We start from the raw sequence: 20,703 nt of genomic DNA on the forward strand, positions 1-20,703 counted from the left end.
AGTAGGGGAGAATCCGCGTTTTCTGAAATACCCATTAATGATGGTTTTTTGTTAGATTTTTATAAAAATCACAATTATTGGGTATTGCCAAGGTCGCTGAAAGCATGCAACTTTGCGCGTATAATCTAACTATAAACTACTATATGGTGAAACTAACGAATCATAAAAAGACAATTGACAGACCTTTAGGTTGTAAGAGATGGGGAATAATAGCTATTATTATTATTTTTGCAGGTAGCTTATCTTTTTTACTGTACTCTTACTTTTCGCATGATGCTGATAATCCTCAGTGTAACTGTTTGCTATGTATGCTTAATCATGTTCCTGAAGAGGGAGAGTACATTTATAACCGCTATTTGATATTTATTAGTTTTATCTGGATTGCTGTGATCTTTGCGGCTATCTTTTTAGTGAATTACTGCTTTAGTAAAAAAAAACAAAAGAAATAGTGTTCGTTTAAGTACCTACTTATTATTATTTTTAATAACACAATACTCATATTTGGGTATTGCCCGCCTTTTTAACTCCCTCTACCTTTGCGCCAACAAAATTTAAGATAAAAGATGAAAAAATTAACTTGCTTATTCGCCTTAGGTTTCTTGCTTTTTAACAATACTTTACGGGCTAATGAACCCGAAAAAGTAACCTCAACAGAAGAGGTATCTGAAACTGCGGCAAAGAAAGAGAGAATAAAACAGGTAACAAAAGATGACGACTACGAAAAGTTCCGTTTCGGTGGATACGGAGAGATGGTAGCAAAGTTTATGAATTACGGAACGAATCGTTTCTATGGTGGGGTCGATAACAGTGATCACCGCAATACCATTGCGATTCCTCGTTTTGTGTTGGCTTTTGACTACAAGTTTAATTCCAAGTGGATACTGGGTGCTGAGATAGAGTTTGAAGCAGGAGGTGTAGGTCTTGAAACTGAACTTGAGAATTCAGAAAACGGTGAGTATGAGACAGAAATGGAAAAGGGTGGAGAAGTCGCTCTTGAGCAGTTTCACATTACCCGTCTGATACATTCGGCTTTCAATATTCGTGCCGGTCATTTGATTGTACCTATGGGATTGACCAATGCACACCATGAGCCTATCAACTTCTTTGGAACATCTCGTCCTGAGGGTGAAACCACAATTATTCCTTCTACCTGGCATGAGACAGGATTGGAATTCTTCGGTTCTTTTGGTAAAGGATATGCGCGTTTTGATTATCAGGCAATGATTGTTGCCGGCTTGAATGCTGATGGTTTTGGTCGCGATAACTGGGTTGCTGGTGGTAAGCAGGGACTCTTTGAACAAGATAACTTTACTTCACCTGCTTATGTAGCACGTCTGGACTATAAAGGGGTATCGGGGTTGCGTGCAGGTGTTGCTTTTTACTATTGTAATGACGTGACGGCCAATGCTGATAAGAATTATAAGTATAGCAGTGTAGGCCGCTCATCAGTGAAAATTTACTCTGCCGATGCACAGTATAAAAATAAATATGTTACCGCTCGTGGTAATATCATTTATGGTGATTTAGAGAATTCTTCCAAGATCAGCAAGGTTACTCTTTCCAATAACTCCAATTATTATCACGGTGCTATGCGTAATGTAGCTAAGAATGCCCTGTGCTATGGCTTGGAGGCTGGTCTTAACCTGAGTGCTTTCTTCTCGCAGAAGAAATGTCCGGTTATTTATCCTTATGCCCGTTATGAATACTACAACCCGCAGGAAGAGGCAGAAGGTTCTGCTACAATGGAGAAGCGCTGTCAGGTAAGCAAATGGACGGCAGGAGTTAACTGGTTTGCATTGCCGAATCTGGTTGTAAAGGCCGATTATACTACCCGTCATATTGGTACGAACAAGGTATTTGGATCGACTAAATATAACAATGAAAATGAATTTGCTATCGGTATAGCTTATGTCGGTTGGTTTACCAAGAGATAGTTCAAATAGGTATTTATAATTAATTTAATGTTTAAGTAATATGAAAAAGTTTTTTTATTTGTCGGCTCTTTCATTGGGCATGATGTGTTCCATTACGGCTTGTAGTGATGATGACACTACGACTATAGACGCTAAAAATCTTGACTATACGGCGGAGAATGCAAGTAGTTGGGGAAATTACATGCGAGTAGTTGCACAATTGTTGGTGAATGATGCTACTGCTCTTTATGATGACTGGGCGGTTAAATACAACGAAGGTGGAAGTTATGCAGATTTCTTTAAGAATCAAGATGCTTTGACGAGTGTTGAGCAGTTGATTGACGGCTGTGTAGACATTGCCAATGAAGTAGGTACTGCCAAAATTGGTGACCCTTACGATCTTTTCATACATAATAATGAAGAAAAGGCTTTGTATGCTGTAGAGTCATGGTATAGCTGGCATTCTCGTGAAGACTATCGTAACAATATCTATTCTATTCGCAATGCTTATTACGGAACACGTACAGGGGCTATTAGCGAGTTATCTCTCTCAAAAGCAGTAGCCGCGGTAAATGCTAATCTTGATACTGAAGTAAAAAAAGCGATTGATGACGCAGCAGCAGCAATTTGGGCTATCCCGAGTCCTTTCCGCAACAATATCAATAGTCCGGAAGCAGTAAGTGCTATGGAAGCTTGTGCCACTTTAGAGGGAGTACTCAAGGGTAGTTTGAAGAGTTGTATCGAAGGTATTGATAAAACAGTGTTGGCTGAAGTCGTAAAAAATTATGTGGATGTAGTTGTATTACCTACTTACTCTGATTTGAAAGCGGGAAATCAGGCTCTTTTCGATGCTGTTGAGACATTCCGTACTTCTCCCAGCAATGCTAACTTCAAGGCTTGCGCCACAGCATGGCTTGCTGCTCGTACACCGTGGGAAACCAGTGAGGCATTCCTTTTTGGTCCGGTTGCCGACAAAGGTCTTGACCCCAATATGGATAGCTGGCCACTCGATCAGGATGGTATCGTACAGATCCTGACTTCCGGTAACTATTCAGACTTGAACTGGGATGGTGACTATGATGAAGAAGATGATAAAATTGCCGGTGCACAAGCTTTGCGTGGTTACCACACTTTGGAATATTTGATCTTCAAAGATGGCGAAGCCCGTACCATTCAGTAAGATTTTTACTTGTTAGAAATCAGATTTTGCGGAAACAGTGGGATAATGAATATTCTGTTGTTTCCGCAACATCTGCGTTAAAAAGATAAATGTTAGTTACGTATTTTGCAATAATAATTCAATAACGAATGAATGGCTTATTAAAATACTCATTTCCAATCTGTTTTTCGCTTCTGGCATTGTTTGCCTGCGAGGATGATGGAATTGATGTGGATAATATAGAAGTACCTGCCGGCTTTGCCCTCTCTGCCGGTACTGCTACCAACTTCCTGACTTCCTCTTATGCTTATGACAGGTCGGCTGACTGGATAACAGGGGCATACGATAAACGTTTCACCCGTGGTGACAAATTGTATGATGATATCCGCACCAGTAGTAATGGAATAGGTGGAGGACTGGGACCGGTTTATGCCGGTTATTCTTGTGGTAGCTGTCACCGAAATGCCGGACGTACGCAACCTACTTTGTGGAGCGAAGGTGGTTCCGGTAGCTCCGGCTTTTCGTCTATGTTGGTTTATATTAGTCGTAAGAATGGAGCTTTCTTTCAGGATTATGGACGTGTGCTTCATGATCAGGCTATTTATGGTGTGAAGCCCGAGGGAAAACTGAAAGTGGAATATACCTATGAGACTTTCCAGTTCCCTGATGGTGAGACGTATGAACTCTGCAAACCCAATTATTCTATTTATGAATGGTATGCGGACAGCATCAAACCCGAAGATCTGTTCTGTACGGTGCGTATTCCTCTGCGCCACGTAGGTATGGGACAAATGATGGCGCTCGATCCCACTGAAATTGAAGCTTTGGCTGCTAAAAGCAATTATCCGGAATATGGTATCAGTGGCCGTTGCAACTATATCTCCGAGAGAGGAATGAGAAGTTTAGGCTTGTCCGGTAATAAAGCACAGCATGCCGACCTGACAGTGGAACTTGGTTTCTCCAGCGATATGGGAGTTACGAACAGCCGCTATCCCGAAGAAATCTGTGAAGGACAGGCACAAGTAAATCAAGGCAGTATGATGGGACTTTCTTATGCCCAGTTGGATGTATCTACGGAAGAAATGGAGAATGTAGATCTCTACATGCAGAGCCTTAGTGTTCCGGCACGTCGCAATGTGAATAATGAACAAGTGATCAAGGGTGAGCAGAATTTTTATAAGGCGAAGTGCCATCTCTGCCATGTAACCACCTTGCACACAAAACCACGTGGTTCTATACTGCTGAACGGAACCCGCCTTCCTTGGCTGGGTAGTCAGACAATTCATCCATATTCGGACTTCCTGCTTCATGACATGGGCTCTGAAATTATGGGCGTAGGACTGAATGATAACTATGTAAGCGGTTTGGCCCGTGGCAACGAATGGCGTACGACTCCGCTTTGGGGTATCGGATTGCAGGAAACTGTGAATGGTCATACTTACTTCTTGCATGATGGGCGCGCCCGCAACTATATTGAGGCTATCATGTGGCACGGTGGTGAAGGTGAAGCATCGAAGAATCTCTTCAAAAAGATGAGTAAAGAAGATCGTAATGCTTTGGTCGCATTTCTGAAATCATTATAAAACAAATAACGAACAATAAAACCAATAAGTATTATACAAGCAATTATGAAGAAATTAATTTTAATGGTTGTAATGGCTGCCCTTTCGTTGGCTGCTATGGCACAGCATGAAGAAGATACAGAAAACGGTGTAGTGTCACTTGCCGGAAGAGAGGGATTTACGATAGAAACCAAGAAGGGAGACTTTGTATTCAAGCCCTATCTGTTGGTACAGACTTGTGCAAATTTCAATTGGTATGATGATGAAGGCCTGGATAAGGCATACAATCAGGATAATGTAGCTAATTCCGGTTTCTCAATTCCCTATGCTGTATTGGGCTTCACTGGTAAAGCTTTTGGTAAAGTAGCCTTTAATCTTTCTATCAATGCGGCTGCCAGTGGGGGAGCATTGCTTCAACAAGCATGGTTCGATGTGCAACTTAAAAAACAGTTTGCCGTGCGTGTCGGTAAATTCAAAACACCTTTCTCACATGCTTATCTGACGACGTTGGGCGAAACATTGTTGCCGCAGTTGCCAGTATCATTGACTTCCGCCATCATTCTGCCTTATTCCTTGAATGCGGTAACGCCTAACATCGGTACCGGTTTTGACCTCGGTGTTGAAATTCACGGATTGTTAGCTGATAAATTTGGCTATGAAGTAGGTTTATTCAATGGTACCGGTTCTTCTGTAAATACAGCTACAAAAACTCTGAGTGATGATTGGCATATTCCTTCTTTACTGTATGCGGGACGCTTTACTTATATGCCTAAAGGTGTGATGCCGTCCACCCAAGGTAATCCTAACCGTTTGAATGAAGATAAGATCATGTTCGGTGTATCGGCTTCAATCAATGTGGAAAGTGAGAATGAAAGTACCAATGATACCCGTGTGGGAGTGGAATTTGCCATGTTAAAGAATAAACTGTATCTGGGCGCCGAAGCATACTATATGAATGTGGGCTTCACCGATCGTCAGAAAATAAATGAGACATACAATTACCTGGGTGGTTATGTACAGGGCGGCTACTTTGTAGCTCCCCGTTTGCAGGCTGCCTTGCGTTATGACTTCTTTAACCGTAACGGTACCAGCGATGACGGATTTCTGAATATGCCGGCTGTGGGTGTGAATTATTTCTTTAAGGGTTGTAACCTGAAACTCCAGGCTATGTACCAGTATATTGCCCGTACGGGGCACGATACACAGCTCGACCGAGATAATGATAATTTAGGTCTGGCCACTCATTCTGCAACAGTAATGCTGCAATATACTTTCTAAAAAAACAAAGAGAGTAGTTATGAAGAAATGTATATTATTCTTTGCTGCTATCTGGATGACACTCTGCTTCTGTTCATGTGATGATGGAAGAATCTATGAGAAGGAGATAGAGGTGCAGCGTGGTGGCCGAGTCCTAAAGTTGACAGGTCGTTTCAGTGGTATCAGCAATTGGACGGATGATTATAGTGTCGTTGTGGCAGGCTTCAATGATAAAAGTGAATACGCTGTTATAACGAAATCACTGCCAGTCAATGTAACCGACGGAACAGATATCGTTATGACACTGGGAGGTATCAGTGATGAAGTGAAATCACTCAAATTGTGTGTTATCAGTCGTCTGCGCGAATGTATTGTCGAATTTAAGACGATGGAAGATGAAGAACTCGCAGCTATTACAGATACTATATTAATGGATGTGGGAACACTGGACGTGGGTATGTTCAGTTCCATCCAGTCACAGGTTTTCGATAAAAGATGTGTAGCGTGCCATGGGCAGACCGGTTCTGCATCGGGTAATTTATTTCTGACGGAGGGTAAGAGCTATCATGCGTTGGTCAACCAGCCGGCGCATAAGAATAGTGATATACTATTGGTGAAGCCCGGCAGTGCAGAAGAGAGTTTTCTACATCTGGTCTTGAACAGGGCTGGTGATACGAGTATGAACCATACCGATATGCTGTCAGAAGATGAGCAACCCTTATTGAAACTGATAGATAATTGGATAAACGAAGGTATTTTTTTGAATAACGAGTAAACGATATTGGAAATGAACAACAAAAAACAACCAACCAATCAATCAGAGAATACATTAACCGAGATTTTTAAATATGAAGTAAAAGAAGGCGTTTCAGAGTTTCATGTAATGATTCACTCTACCCGGCCGGAAGACACTTATGAAGAACAATTAAATGCAGTAGCCAATGCCTACAATGATTTGCTTGCAGGTGAATTGAAAGGTGCCATGGCTGTGTTTAAACGTTATTTTCTGAGTGATACCGCCAATCAGGCTGACCTCCTGCTGGCTATCACTACCGAAAGTTCCGACTGTGCTCTTTCCGTGGTAGAGCAACCCCCTTTGGATGGGACGAAAATAGCTTTGTGGGCTTATTTACAGACCAATGTGCAGACACAAGTGCTGCACAACGGATTGTTTGAAGTAAAGCACAATGCGTACCGCCACCTGTGGGGAGGCAGTGTTTTCAATCGTGCCGCAAATTCTGAGTACCAGACCCGTTTGTTGCTGAATGACTACGCGATGCAACTTATGGAACAAGGATGTAAATTGGCGGATAACTGTATCCGTACCTGGTTCTTCGTACAGAATGTGGATGTGAATTATGCCGGTGTGGTAAAGGCGCGTAATGAGGTTTTCGTCACTCAGAACCTGACGGAAAAAACACACTATATTGCCAGTACAGGTATCGGCGGACGTCATGCTGATCCTAAAGTATTGGTGCAAATGGATACCTATGCTGTGGCAGGCTTAAAGCCGGAACAGATACACTTCCTTTATGCTCCTACGCATCTGAATCCTACTTATGAGTATGGTGTCAGCTTTGAACGCGGAACGTATGTCGATTACGGTGACCGGCGTCAAGTGTTTATTTCAGGTACGGCAAGTATCAACAATAAAGGGGAAGTAGTATACCCCGGCGACATCCGTAGGCAGACGGAACGGATGTGGGAAAATGTAGAAGCCTTGCTGAAAGAGGCGGAGTGCACGTTTGATGATTTGGGGCATATGATTGTTTACTTGCGTGACATTGCAGACTATGCGGTTGTGAAGAGTATGTATGACAAGTGTTTCCCAGATACTCCTAAAGTATTTGTACATGCGCCTGTATGCCGTCCCGGATGGTTGATCGAAATGGAATGTATGGGAGTTAAGGCTTTGAAGAATAAGGAATATGCACCTTTTTAATCTGAAGAAAAGTCTCGTCTCCTTATATATCTGTCTGGTGGCTTTACTTGCTGTGGTGACCTTTGTGGAGCATGTACGCGGAACAGAGTTTGTAGAAAAGTATGTTTATCATACAGTTTGGTTTTGTTGTTTGTGGGGAGTACTTGCTGCATTGGCAGTTGTCGTGTTGGTTAAGCGGCAGTTGTGGCGGCATCTCCCGGCATTGTTGTTGCATGGCTCCTTCCTTTTTATCTTGGTGGGAGCCATGATTACATTTTCATGCAGCAAGAAAGGATATATGCATCTCACAGTAGGCACTGAGGTGGGAACTTTCATAGACCAAGACAGTAAGCGGGTGATCGAATTACCATTCACATTGTGTCTGGACAGTTTCCGGGTGGAGTATTATCCGGGGACGGAGGCTCCGGCAGATTATGTCAGCTATATCCGGGATGCGGAACCAGTTTCCATGAATCGTATCCTCTCTCGTCAGGGGTATCGCTTTTACCAGTCTTCTTTTGATGATGATAAGGAGGGGAGTTGGTTGTCAGTGAATTATGATCCGTGGGGAATAGGGGTTACGTATGCAGGATATATTTTGCTGGGTATCTCCATGTTGTGGATGCTTGTCGGTCGCAGTGGAGAATTCCGTAGATTACTCAGGCATCCATTGCTTCGGAAAGGGGGAATGTTTGTGTGGTTGCTCATGGCTGTGGTAACGGTGGTGCAAGCAGAAAACAGAAGCCTTCCGGCACTTGCACTCAGGCAGGCGGATAGTCTGGCATTCAAACAAGTGATTTATCATGATCGCGTAGTACCTTTTAATACTCTTGCACGAGACTTTGTATTGAAACTGACCGGAAAACCTTCTTATGGTGGTATGACACCCGAACAGGTTGTCGGAGGTTGGCTACTTCGTCCGGAGGTTTGGCAGAATGAACCGATGATTTATATAAAGAGTGCGGAACTTCGTCATTTACTCCGGTTATCGTCTTCTTATGCCCGTCTTACTGATTTGTTTGATGGACAAAACTATCGATTGCAGGAATTTTGGAAGGGTGGACAAAAGCCACATATGAAAATGACTTCGTTGGAAAAGGCTATCATGGAAACGGACGAAAAGGTAGGATTGATACTGATGCTACGGAGTGGAACACTTATCCATCCTTTACCGGAAGATGGGAGTATAAAACCACTATCTGACGTAAAAGTGCAGGCTGAAATATTGTACAATCGTATTCCATTCAGCAAACTGTTGTTCATGTTCAATCTGACTGTAGGGATGCTGGCATTTTTCTATTTACTTTATTGCAGCATGCATCGTTCGGCAGGTAAGGCATGGAGCGTTTTTACAGTTGCACTTTATGCAGCATTCCTTTTTCAACTCTTTGGCTACTGTTTGCGGTGGTATGTTGGCGGACGTATTCCGTTGAGCAATGGATATGAAACCATGCAATTTATGGCACTGTGTACACTTCTGCTTGCATGCATATTCCGGTGTCGCTTCTCTTTTACGTTGTCTTTTGGATTGCTCATTTCGGGTTTTGCCTTGTTGGTAGCTTATCTTGGGCAGAACAATCCTCAGATCACTCCTCTGATGCCTGTGTTGCTGTCTCCCTGGTTAAGTATTCATGTTTCTCTGATTATGGTATCTTATGCATTGTTTGCCTTTATGATGCTAAATGGATTACTGGCATTCTGCATAGGAGGTTGGCGAAAAAAGGCAATCGATTCGGAGATTCAGGAACAGCGTAAGGTCCGTGTGGAGCAATTGATGCTTTTCAGTCGGTTGATGCTCTATCCGGCAGTATTTTGTCTGGGGGCGGGAATTTTTATTGGTGCTGTGTGGGCAAATGTTTCATGGGGGCGTTATTGGGCCTGGGACCCGAAAGAAGTCTGGGCTTTGATCTCCTTTTTAATCTATGGTGCGGCATTCCACGGACCATCGCTTGCCGTCTTCCGGCAACCCCGGTTCTTCCATGCTTATATGGTGTTGGCTTTCCTTACGGTGCTGATGACTTACTTCGGAGTAAATTATCTGCTGGGCGGTATGCATAGCTATGCCTGATTATCTTTCTATTTTCGGATGATATAATAAAAATGCCTGCGGAATTCGCCTATGCACCCAAAGAGAACGCCCGGTACGTGTTTTCCGGGTAGGGGCAGGCCGGCTCCCCCCCGTATCAGCGTGACCGTGCCGGAAGAGGTGAGCCAACAGGAGGACCTGCTGGTAGCCCGGTCATCTGAGCTCGGGGGAAACAGTAACACGGCTGTTGCACTGACCTTCAACCATGCACTGACCGCCGTCAGATTCGTGTGCGGGAATGATATGCGGGAAGGTACGGTCAAGCAGGTCCGTTTGAAAAACGTTTATTCCAGAGGAACTTACAATATGGGGACACAAACCTGGAGCGGTTTGGATACTCCCGCCTCCTTCTCACAGGCATTGGATAAAGTGACGACAGGAACAGCTGACGAGGCGCTCACGAGTGAGGCGCAGACCTTTATGATGCTGCCCCAGCGGTTTCCTGAGGGCGCGCAGATAGAAGTCTTATTCACAGACGACACCCATACAGGCCACACTTTAATAGCCGATATAAAAGGAAGTGAGTGGCCGATGGGCAAGACTGTGACCTACAAAATATCCAGTAGTTCTCTCAACTGGACTTACACGCTTGATGTCACTGCCCTGGCCGATTTTACATATACCGGTGGTACACAGCAATATTGTGTTACCAGTTACAGGCAAAACGCCCAAGGGGAAAAAGAAGCTGCCGAATGGACCGCACAATATGCAGAAGACGGAACCACGTGGACAGACACCAAGCCGGTATGGCTTACCGCATTCACGGCATCTGGTACCGGCGGTGAATTTGCGCAACCTTGTGATGCGACGGTCGAGGCGCAGACCGGAATATCAAATGATTTACATGAGAATGCTTTGAAGGCGGCCACAGCCAAGGGATCGGAAACCACACCGTATAACCTTTCCAACAACACCGGGGGGAATACTGTTGAGAACACTGCCAACTGTTACGTGGTCAACGCTCCCGGTTACTATTCTTTGCCGCTGGTATATGGCAATGCGATCAAGAACTCAGCCACGAACGCTTCCGCGTATACCTCCACGGTGACAGGAACCAATATCCTGAATCCTTTCATCAACCATGCCGGGAACGGGATCACGGATCCATACATCAGCGGTAATGGATGTACGCCGGCCAAGGCCGAACTGGTCTGGCAGGATGCGATGAACCTGGTTACGGATATAAAATACAATGCCGATTCCAATGGCGGCAATATCTCTTTCAAAGTGGACCGTTCTTCCATCCGGCAAGGCAATGCCGTCATTGCGATCAAGGATGTGAGTGATGCCATCCTCTGGTCCTGGCATGTCTGGGTTACAGACGAAGACATTAACAATGTGATTGAGATAACCAATCATCAAAACGTAAAATATAATTTTATGCCCGTTAATCTGGGACAATGCGACGGTAATACCATCACCTATGAAGAACGGAGTTGCAAGGTAAAATTCATTGCCGGGGACCAGAGTAAGGAAATAACCATCAAGCAGTTGGCGAACGTAATCGCTACCGGAAGTAATGCTCCTTTTTATCAATGGGGACGTAAAGATCCGCTCTACCCTTCGAACGGAATGGGTAACACAACCAAAATCTGGTATGACAAGGAGGGAATTCCATCTACAGCAAATCCTATGAAAGGAACCTTTTCGGCCGGGAATGATTGTATCAAGAACTGTATTCTCAATCCTAATCTGATGCACAATAGATATAATGGAGATTATACCTATTACAACCTGTGGAGTGCCGATAATAAAACAACTTCTGCCAATGACAATCCTGTTAACAAGACTATTTACGATCCGTGTCCCGTTGGTTTTAAACTTCCTGCCAGTAACGCTTTCACAGGATTTACCACAACAGGAGAAAGTGTATCATCTTCCACTCAAGTTAACGGTACCTGGAGTAGTTCGGAAAAAGGTTGGTATTTTTATACAAATTCCGAAAAAACACAGAGCATTTTCTTCCCGGCGTTAGGGTATCGTAGTTATTCCACTATGCGGCCAGGTAGTATCGGGACACAGGGTTGCTTCTGGTCGGCACATCCGGTAGCGAAGGGCAATAATTATTACCTTAGAACTAGCTCAGTAGACGTACAGCCAACATATATGGTCGATCGGGGATTCGGGTATGCGCTCCGTCCTTGCCAAGACTAAAGGGTTGCAATAAAAACAAGGAGCTGCTTACTAACACAGTTGCAGCTCGAGAAAGAACACGGCACAGAGGGAAAAAAGGTAAGTCAAATTAGCCGAAGCGGAGAACATGATTCATTGCTTCGGCTTTTTCTCATCTATGTTTGGAACTCATCAGCGTCTTTCCTTAGCTCCCGAGCTGTTTATTGAGCAGCTTTACACGCTTTCAGCGTTTCTTTCTACTTCCTTCTGTCGTACTCAGAATCGATCACAGAATCGGTTCGGTTCCGGATGAATCCGTTATCTCTCTACTAGTTGCATTTGATTTCCAGCATATCAAAGGCTCTCCTCTACTTCCCCCCACATCAACAAATAACGGTATTTCACATTATTATCCTGCACTCGTTGCATCCACTGCGGTTTTCCCACTTTTTATCACTAACTTTATAGATAAAATCCCTCCGAAGAGAATTGCCAATGACACGATCAGGAAATACTCGGAATGGGAAATATATGGGAGAGGATAAAAGGAGATATCATACTATAACGAATATATTACAATATAATCTGATCCCTGATTTTTTTACTATATTTGCAAAGTATTGTATAACATTTAAAAATATGACCATGGAAAAAACATTTGCACAAATCAGTGAATTGTTTGATCAATTTTCAAAAGATGCCAGCCTCCAGGTAGAAAAAGGAAACAAAGCTGCCGGAACCCGTGCCCGCAAAGCATCACTCGAACTTGAAAAACTCCTCAAACGTTTCAGAAAAGAGTCACTCGAAGCCTCGAAGTAATTTTTACTCTGGTCTCGACGGTATGGAAATGGCGGCATAGCGTGTACCATATCGAAAAAAAACTTTTCGTTTCACAGCGGGGAGGCTTTATTAGTTGTGATAAAATTAAATATCAATTATGTGAAATTTCTATTTCGCTTCTGAAAAAACAACTCTACTTTCGTATATCTGTTGGATTCCGCAGGTGTATAGTCGGCAATTTCTCCTTAACTAATTCTGATAATACGTTCGGCCGATATTCCATGTCATTCCAGTTCTGTAGCAACCAAGCAAGCTCTTGATATATTCAAAGAATCGTTGATACCTGATGTACCAGTAGAACTGTCGGCAGCACCAGTTACTCTCACGGATAAACTGTATTTTTTCGTTACACGGGCCAGTTCGTTAAAATTAAGCCTTTGTGAGGTATCCTTTAGGACACCGTATTGGAAGCAAAAAAGAAATAGATAGGTGTACCAATACATTCCCCATCAGCGTATGAAAAAAACATTGGAATCCATAGAAAGGGTGTCCTGAAAGCCAAACTGCATATTTCGGGAAATCGTATAATTACATGATGGCTTTCCACTTTCAGATTGAAAGGTTGTCGTGTCAAGAAGTGATGAACCGCTCCAATAGCTATGCTTCAGCCCTCCACGAAGTGAGTTCAAACCGCTGTAAGCGTTATTGGATATGTACATCTAGTTATATTATATTTATAAAAATATCAAAAACAATAAGTTACAATATACCATAAGAAGCTATTTTTATTTATCCGAACACAAAGTTATGCTTTAAAAATAAAATGTCAAGGCTGAAATGAATTATGATTTTTTAAATATGCTAAATTGCTTCTGTTTTAATACTGTTGTCTTTTCACTTATAAACATACCAACTCCGGAGGCAAAGGCTGGGATGGTTTGTCGGCATATTCGCCGTTAAACCGTCCTGTTTTCGTTTAACGAAAACACAACTTGCTGTCCCCTAATGGGGACAACATTCTCCAATAGGAATTGTGTATCAGCCTATTGTACGGTTATTCTCCTGTGATTTTCGGGTCATTTCCATCAGGCATTTGCCGGCTGCTCTCCCCATAAAAAGGTGGCTATCTCTCCTGAATCATGTGACTTACGCCCATAATTCAGGAATAAGGGAGACGTATGTACTGGAAATCTGCCCTTTCCATACCCTATTCTCCATTAATGGATTGTTATTTTTACACATCTGCAAATGGAGAATGACAGGTAGCCGTATACGCCTTATTGTTTTTCTTCATTGTCTCCATTAACGGATTGCTACTTCTACACTTCTGCAAATGAAGAATGTGCATGTAACCGTGTATGTCTTATGGTTTCTTTTCCTTGTCTCCATTGATGGATTGATACTTCTACACTTCTGCAAATGGAGAGCGGCAGTGAGCCGTATATGCTTCATGGTTTTTCTACATTATCTCCATTAATGGATTGCTACTTCTACACTTCTGCAAATGGAGAAATGGACATGTAGCCGTATATGCTTCATGGTTTTCTGCATTATCTCCATTAATGGATTGCTACTTCTACACTTCTGCAAATGGAGAAATGGACATGTAGCCGTATATAGTTCATTGTTTTTTTCATCGTCTCCATTAACGGATTGCTACTTCTACACTTCTGCAAATGGAGAATGACAGGTAGCCGTGTATGTCTTATGGTTTCTTTTCCTTGTCTCCATTGATGGATTGCTACTTCTACACTTCTGCAAATGGAGAACGTGCAGGTAGCCGTGTATGACTTATGGTTTCTTTTCCTAGTCTCCATTGATGGATTGCCACTTCTACACTTCTGCAAATGGAGAATGGGCAGGTAGCCGTATACACCTTATTGTTTTTCTTCCTTGTCTCCTTTGATGGATTGCTACTTCTACACTTCTGCAAATGGAGAATGGGCATATAGTCGTGTATGACTTATGGTTTCTTTTTCTAGTCTCCATTGATGGATTGCTACTTCTACACTTCTGCAAATGGAGAACGTGCAGGTAGCCGTGTATGACTTATGGTTTTTCTTCATTGTCTCCATTAACGGATTGCTACTTCTACACTTCTGCAAATGGAGAATGGCAGGTAGCCGTATATGCCTTATTGTTTTTTTTCATCGTCTCCATTAACGGATTGCCACTTCTACACTTCTGCAAATGGAGAACGTGCAGGTAGCCGTGTACGCCTTATGTTTTTTCTTCCTTGTCTCCATTAACGGATTGATATTTTTACACTTCCACAGACCGATAATCCAAGAATCCGTATCAGGACGGATGCATGCTCCCACACCTGCCCATAAGGATTTGAAAGGGGCGGTGGACAAGGAACGGAATCCCGCCACTTTTCCACGCCGCTACGGACAGCAGGATTCTGACGTCACTCCCGCATGGGAAGAAGCATCCGGATGGAACCATATGTTCGTCCCCACCATCATGTGTATCATGACAATAAACGACTTTGGATGACTATAAGCGACAGGTGGTTCCGTCCTGTCCTCTTCTTTCTTTATTTTGTATTCCGAAACAATGCCAGTTGTGTAATTTAATAAATTAAGATTTTAAGACAATGGATTCAGAAAAGGAAAAGAACCGGCTTTCCGATATCGTTCTCGAGAGGGTCGGACTCACGGGAAACCTTCTGTCAGCTCCCGTTTCCCCATCCCCGGAACCGGCGGTGGGTATGCCGGGGCATGAAAGGCAGGTCCGTGCAGGGAAAGTGACAGCCCCGGAAGAATACAAGAGGAGGTTTCTTGTTCCCGCTCCCAAGTCTGTGGAGTGGAAGACCGCGTATATTGACGGGAGGCTGCACCGCCGGATCGCCATGCTGGTCAGGGCCGCCGGTTGCGGCAGCATCTCCGGGTTTATCATCCGGCTGCTGGAGCTCCATATGGAGGAGCACAGGGAGGATATCGCCGCCCTGCTCGGTGAGGTCTACCGTCCCTGGGATGAGGACGGACAGCGTGGAGGAACGGCCCGCCGATAAAATGTTGTCATTGTCCAAGAAGATATATCATGACAGGAAAGAACGTAAAAGACCGGATTGGTCCCGGCGGGATGGACGCGGACCGCATCCGTGAGATCATGGGGGAAGCACCTGCCTGTCCCCGGAAGGGACGTGGAATGTCCGGTAACGACATAATGCGTCCCGCAAGGAAAAGCGGCCCCATGCAGCCGTCCGTCTATGGGGAGGAATACCTGCGTGGCATTGCGGGCGTGCAGCGCCGGTCACTGCATATTCCTGCCGCCCTGCACCGGAAACTGTCCATCCTGGCGGGAGCCTCGAGAAATGGGAAGGTCACGCTGGAGGGGTTCATCAACCACCTTGTCTCGCGGCATCTGGAAGAATACAGGGAAACGGTGGAGATGATTCTGGAAGAGTCCCTGCCCGGCCGGTCATAATAGTGTTTAACATTTAATGCAAGAAGTATGATGAAAAAAGAAAAAGAGTTGTTGGTTGCCGTCGCCAGCCAGAAGGGTGGCGTGGGAAAATCCGTCTTTACGGTACTGCTGGCCAGTGTGCTGCATTACCGCAAAGGCCTGCGTGTGGCGGTTGTGGACTGTGACTACCCGCAGCACAGCATCGCCCTGATGCGTGAGAGGGACATGGAGAGTGTCATGAAAAATGACGACCTGAAGGTGAGCCTTTACCGGCAGCACGAGAGAATCCGGAAGCTTGCCTATCCGGTCATCAAAAGCGATCCGGAAAAGGCGGTGGAGGACCTGCGTCGTTATATGGACGAAAAGGGGGAAACTTTCGATATCGTGCTTTTCGACCTTCCCGGAACGCTCCGCAGCGAGGGGGTGGTCTATACTGTTGCTGCGATGGACTACATTTTCATCCCGATCAAGGCGGACAACATCGTCATGCAGAGTTCCCTGCAGTTTACCAAGGCTCTGGAAGAGGAGTTGGTCTCCAGGAAGAACTGCAACCTGAAAGGGACCTGGCTGTTCTGGAACATGGTGGACAGGCGGGGGCGGAAGGATTTGTATGACGCCTGGAACCGGGTCATCGACAAGATGGGGCTGCGGCTGCTGTCCTCACACATTCCGAACACCCTCCGCTACAACAGGGAGGCGGCCCCTGTCTGCAAGGGTGTCTTCCGCTCCACGCTGTTTCCACCCGATCCCCGTCAGGAGAAAAGCTCCGGCCTTCCTGAACTGGTGGAGGAGATATGCCGTACCATCGGCCTGGAGGAATCCGATACCGACCGGTAGCGGATGTCAGGGTATAGACACCTTAAATAAGGAGTTTTAGCCTAAGATAAAGTAAGCTAATGGCATGATAATAAGGTTCTTATAATTACGACTTCTCCTGTAAAAGCATTACTTTAGTAAAGCGAAAAATAAAGGAGGAAACAAGTAATGAACGAGCAAATCAGAAACATTTTAGTACAAGAAACGACAAAGACGAGCAAGATCCGGCAACTGTATCTTCTGGGTGTTCCCCGTGCGGAAATCGCGAGAATGGTGACCAACGGAAACTACGGCTTTGTAGTGAATGCCCTGCGCCGGATGAGGGAACGTGAGGGCGGTCCGAACGTTCAACCGTTGGCAGCCGCACCGGATTACACTTTCAACCGCAAGTTCGGTATCGAGATCGAGGCTTACAACTGCTCCCGTGAACGGCTCGCACGCGAGCTCAGGGAGGCCGATATCGAGGTTACGGTGGAAAGTTACAACCATACCACCCGTCCGCATTGGAAACTCGTGACGGACAGCAGTATAAACGGAAACGACACCTTCGAGCTGGTCAGTCCGATCCTTGTCGGCGAAGCAGGGTTGCGGGAGCTGGAGAAGGTCTGCTGGGTGCTCGACCTGTGTGACATGAAAGTGAACGGGAGCTGCGGGCTTCACGTGCATATCGATGCCGCCGGTTTCAGCATGGAGACCTGGCGTAACCTGGCCCTGAGTTACAAACATCTGGAACCGGTCATCGACAAGTTCATGCCGGCATCCCGCAGGGATAACTACTATTGCCGTGGACTGGGCCATGTCTCTGACGGGATGATACGTTCCGCCCGGACGGTGGACGATCTGAAAAGCAGGATCGGCAACCGTTACCATAAGGTGAATCTCGAGGCCTACTCACGGCACAAGACGGTCGAGTTCCGCCAGCATTCGGGAACGACCAACTTCACAAAAATGCGTAACTGGGTGCTGTTTCTCCACAAATTGGTTACCTTTGCCACAAAGGGGCAGGTGCCTGCGGCCACCGCGCTCCAGGACATCCCCTTCCTGGATGGTGAACAGAAACTATATTATAAACTGAGAACTAAAAAATTATCGGCATGAACAGGCATATGTATATTTTGGCGGATGGCGGCAGGATTACCGCCTCCGACCCTTCCGAGTTTGTACGTCTCCTGCGTGAGGGCAGCTGGTTTGACAGCGGGTGCACCGATAAGGAGTACATGGTGAATTTCTCCAACCGTTACCATGAACTGCACGGGGTGACGGTGAGGACCGACACGCCGGAGCATTTCATGGACGACCTGAAAAAGTACGGTTACATCAAGGGTTGAGAGAGCCCGTTCCTTTATTGTTACGTTCCCTGCCGGTTCATTCATCTCCGGTGGGGATTTTTTTCTTTTTTCACAGTATCTGATCTCCGTCGTATCCTGTTTTCCGGAGACTGGTTTCACGGCCTCCTTCCGCAATCATTTTTTCTTTTCACCGCCCCTCCGCGATAACAAAAACTGGCTATCCATGATAATATAATACATGACAGGGGATTTAAAGGTGTTCCGCCTGTTATCTAGTATCATTATATCCCCAAAAGAGAAGCGGATCAGGAGGGGGATACCGCCAAATTTGAAGAAGATCCCCAAAAAGAAAAATGTAGAGTATCTATTTTGAATATTATTATGATTGATAATCAGAAGAATAAGTTAATGTTGTCTTTGCGATACAGGGAATTAAGATTTGCGATATAGACGTTTTTTATCCAATTTGACAAGCCGTTGTATTTTTATTTGTATTTTTGTCTGTAGTCGTAAGAAGTCACGGCTTTTTCATTTAAGCTTTGAATTGGGCGTACCATTCCCATACCCATGCCAATGCGGCATGGGCGGAAATACCATTATTGGTAATCAATGCGTTACGAATATATCAAATCTGAATTTTTCTCATTTTTGAGCCAGAAAATGCAACACGTTAGTGAAGCTTACCGCCAGCTCCCTTATTATCTGCGCCGTTCCCTTTTGCTTATCTGATATTTTTTTCCTTCTGTTCTTCCAAACGGTAATCAGTGCCAACACCATCCTTTGAATTGTATCCAGGTTCCTAGCCGCTCGTTCAGCCTTACGCTTTATGCTGTCCTGGCGGAGGTTGCGGTCAAGATCCCAGTGCATGCTTTCAATAGCCCAATGCTGTTTGGTTATCTGACTAAGCCGCTCTGCACTGCTATCCAGGCTTGAAATATACAGTCGCTGTTCAGACGTACTTCTGCCATCAGACTTTTTCTCCGTAGATGTGAGTATTTCTATAACTGTCAAATTTCCATTCCATTTCTCCCTGTCGGCAATCAGTTCTTCCCCACGGAATATACGGCATACCCTTGACTCAATCCTGCCGTGTTCCAAGTATGGACCTTCCTTGTAGATATCAGTTGGGGTGGTGGCTTTTATAGAGTCTTCAAGCCCATAGCGCAAAGATCTTTGATTCGCCTTGAGTTCGATCACGAAGTCGCCTCCTTTACCTCTAATCTTGTCTATTATCCCCTTTTGGCATGACATGGCATCTGCTGTGACGACACATCCTGACACATCTAGTTTATCCAATAGTCGGGGCACGGATTTGATTTCATTACTTTTCTCTTTGCAAACATCAGTAGCCAAAGTAAAGCTGGAACGGAGTGAATATGCAGAGACGATATTAGGGTTGCGTCCGTTGTCGTACAAGGTACCTCGCATGGCCTTGCCAACAATACAAATGATGTCAGTTGCCGAAGCGGATATTTCCTTGCGGAAAACCTCTGCAAAAGCAGACATTCGATCAGCCATCTTTTCATCGTCGATGCTTTGAAACACACGGCAGAGCGTAGCTTCTGAGGGTAACCCATACGGAAATAACCCTTTCGACTGCAGGCGTTTCAAGTGACGTTTGCCAAATTGAAGTATTTCAGCTCTGGTAATACACTTGCTGAGTCTGCCCAATATTACGAGCATGAGTATATCTTCAAGTTTGTGTTTGAAGTTTCCTCTGCTTGTTCTGCGGTATTCAGGGACTGAGGATACAAATTTTCTCAAATGAGTCATGATGCTGCCACGAAGACAGTCAAGGTGTTTCTTTTTTAGTAATATTGCGTATAAAAAGTTGTATATCAACGAAATAAATCGTATTTTTGCTATTGCAAAAACAAAGGCGGAAGACAATATCAACATCATATTCTATTGAATTCCGCCTATAAAAAAAATAAAAATGAACGATAAGAAGAAACACCTAAGGCGGTGCTTCCGCATCGCTGTGCACGAATATAAGCATTTTTACTACAATTACAAGCGATGAACAATATTTCTTAAATGAAAAAGCCGTGGTAAGAAGTTACGAAAAGAGTGTAATTTGTTGGAAATGAGCATAAGTTTATTACTCATAATAGTAATAGGTTACGATTAAGTTAGTTAGGGATATTCCTAAAATAATAAAATTTAAGGCAACTACTTCATTGCGAATTAGTTGCCTTTTTTGTATCTTTAAGCATTCCCCCCAAAAACGGTTTGACGGCCAAAACGGGGGTAATCTAAAATAAAAACACATGGTAAAGATACAAAAATCTCAGAAATCGAACCTTGTTTGGGTTTTACCGAGTTCGATATGCTTAAAAAATATCGTCAAAGTTTTGCAACGAGTGAATTAGGTCGACTCCATTCTCTATTCCCTTT

At 44.4% G+C, this 20,703-nt stretch carries 17 protein-coding genes and 1 pseudogene; 16 read left to right on the top strand and 2 right to left on the bottom strand.

Annotation, left to right across the window (positions count from 1 at the left end; all coding sequences use genetic code 11):
* Window positions 1–77 precede the first annotated feature (77 nt).
* The 10 genes from BACFIN_RS23125 to BACFIN_RS22860 all read left to right on the top strand — a co-directional run bounded on the left by BACFIN_RS23125 (window position 78) and on the right by BACFIN_RS22860 (window position 12,829).
* The gene (locus BACFIN_RS23125) at window positions 78–449 is read left to right on the top strand and encodes a hypothetical protein (RefSeq protein WP_007747998.1); all 372 of its coding nucleotides are present in this window, start codon (window positions 78–80) and stop codon (window positions 447–449) included.
* A gap of 114 nt (window positions 450–563) precedes the next feature.
* Window positions 564–1,934 (top strand): hypothetical protein, encoded by a 1,371-nt coding sequence (locus BACFIN_RS18280; protein WP_005680407.1) that lies wholly within the window; start codon window positions 564–566, stop codon window positions 1,932–1,934.
* Between the two features lie 40 nt (window positions 1,935–1,974).
* Window positions 1,975–3,093: an imelysin family protein gene (locus BACFIN_RS18275; RefSeq protein ID WP_005680409.1), complete on the top strand. Its 1,119-nt coding sequence runs from the start codon at window positions 1,975–1,977 to the stop codon at window positions 3,091–3,093.
* Between the two features lie 128 nt (window positions 3,094–3,221).
* Complete coding sequence (locus BACFIN_RS18270; protein ID WP_005680411.1) at window positions 3,222–4,655, top strand: di-heme oxidoredictase family protein; 1,434 nt, start codon at window positions 3,222–3,224, stop codon at window positions 4,653–4,655.
* A 45-nt stretch (window positions 4,656–4,700) separates the two neighbouring features.
* Window positions 4,701–5,912: an OprO/OprP family phosphate-selective porin gene (locus BACFIN_RS18265; protein WP_007748002.1), complete on the top strand. Its 1,212-nt coding sequence runs from the start codon at window positions 4,701–4,703 to the stop codon at window positions 5,910–5,912.
* A gap of 19 nt (window positions 5,913–5,931) precedes the next feature.
* Window positions 5,932–6,666, top strand: a complete 735-nt coding sequence (locus BACFIN_RS18260; protein ID WP_005680413.1) for a hypothetical protein — start codon at window positions 5,932–5,934, stop codon at window positions 6,664–6,666.
* Between the two features lie 12 nt (window positions 6,667–6,678).
* Complete coding sequence (locus BACFIN_RS18255) at window positions 6,679–7,833, top strand: Rid family hydrolase (protein WP_005680414.1); 1,155 nt, start codon at window positions 6,679–6,681, stop codon at window positions 7,831–7,833.
* On the top strand, window positions 7,820–9,880 hold the full coding sequence (ccsA, locus tag BACFIN_RS18250; RefSeq protein WP_005680415.1) for a cytochrome c biogenesis protein CcsA: 2,061 nt from the start codon (window positions 7,820–7,822) through the stop codon (window positions 9,878–9,880). Before BACFIN_RS18255 ends, ccsA begins: the two co-directional genes overlap by 14 nt.
* Window positions 9,881–9,931: 51 nt before the next feature.
* Window positions 9,932–12,052, top strand: coding sequence for a fimbrillin family protein (locus BACFIN_RS18245; protein ID WP_005680416.1), 2,121 nt, complete (start codon window positions 9,932–9,934; stop codon window positions 12,050–12,052).
* A 603-nt stretch (window positions 12,053–12,655) separates the two neighbouring features.
* Entirely contained in the window at window positions 12,656–12,829 is a 174-nt protein-coding gene (locus BACFIN_RS22860) for a histone H1 (RefSeq protein WP_005680417.1), read from the top strand.
* 116 nt (window positions 12,830–12,945) lie between these two features.
* Here BACFIN_RS22860 and BACFIN_RS23815 read toward each other — a convergent pair.
* Window positions 12,946–13,520: pseudogene (locus BACFIN_RS23815) on the bottom strand (OmpA family protein); the annotation flags it as partial.
* Between the two features lie 1,460 nt (window positions 13,521–14,980).
* On the opposite strand from BACFIN_RS23815, the gene BACFIN_RS21355 reads away from it, so the two are divergent.
* The 6 genes from BACFIN_RS21355 (at window position 14,981) to BACFIN_RS18220 (ending at window position 18,345) form a co-directional block, all read left to right on the top strand.
* Window positions 14,981–15,289: a hypothetical protein gene (locus BACFIN_RS21355; RefSeq protein ID WP_007748010.1), complete on the top strand. Its 309-nt coding sequence runs from the start codon at window positions 14,981–14,983 to the stop codon at window positions 15,287–15,289.
* 100 nt (window positions 15,290–15,389) lie between these two features.
* A complete protein-coding gene (locus BACFIN_RS18240) occupies window positions 15,390–15,806 on the top strand; it encodes a DUF3408 domain-containing protein (RefSeq protein WP_007567627.1) in 417 nt (138 codons plus the stop codon).
* A 29-nt stretch (window positions 15,807–15,835) separates the two neighbouring features.
* Entirely contained in the window at window positions 15,836–16,222 is a 387-nt protein-coding gene (locus tag BACFIN_RS18235) for a DUF3408 domain-containing protein (RefSeq protein ID WP_007567629.1), read from the top strand.
* Between the two features lie 27 nt (window positions 16,223–16,249).
* Window positions 16,250–17,038 (top strand): ParA family protein, encoded by a 789-nt coding sequence (locus BACFIN_RS18230; RefSeq protein ID WP_007748011.1) that lies wholly within the window; start codon window positions 16,250–16,252, stop codon window positions 17,036–17,038.
* Window positions 17,039–17,185: 147 nt separating this feature from the next.
* Window positions 17,186–18,115, top strand: coding sequence for an amidoligase family protein (locus tag BACFIN_RS18225; protein WP_007748012.1), 930 nt, complete (start codon window positions 17,186–17,188; stop codon window positions 18,113–18,115).
* Window positions 18,112–18,345: a hypothetical protein gene (locus tag BACFIN_RS18220; RefSeq protein ID WP_007567639.1), complete on the top strand. Its 234-nt coding sequence runs from the start codon at window positions 18,112–18,114 to the stop codon at window positions 18,343–18,345. The genes BACFIN_RS18225 and BACFIN_RS18220 overlap by 4 nt, the downstream gene beginning before the upstream one ends.
* Before the next feature lie 603 nt (window positions 18,346–18,948).
* On the opposite strand, the gene BACFIN_RS18215 is transcribed toward BACFIN_RS18220, so the two are convergent.
* Complete coding sequence (locus BACFIN_RS18215) at window positions 18,949–20,208, bottom strand: ISAs1 family transposase (protein WP_007748014.1); 1,260 nt, start codon at window positions 20,206–20,208, stop codon at window positions 18,949–18,951.
* Window positions 20,209–20,703 lie beyond the last annotated feature (495 nt).

The sequence above is a fragment of the Bacteroides finegoldii DSM 17565 genome (assembly GCF_000156195.1).
Taxonomy (GTDB): Bacteria; Bacteroidota; Bacteroidia; order Bacteroidales; family Bacteroidaceae; genus Bacteroides; species Bacteroides finegoldii.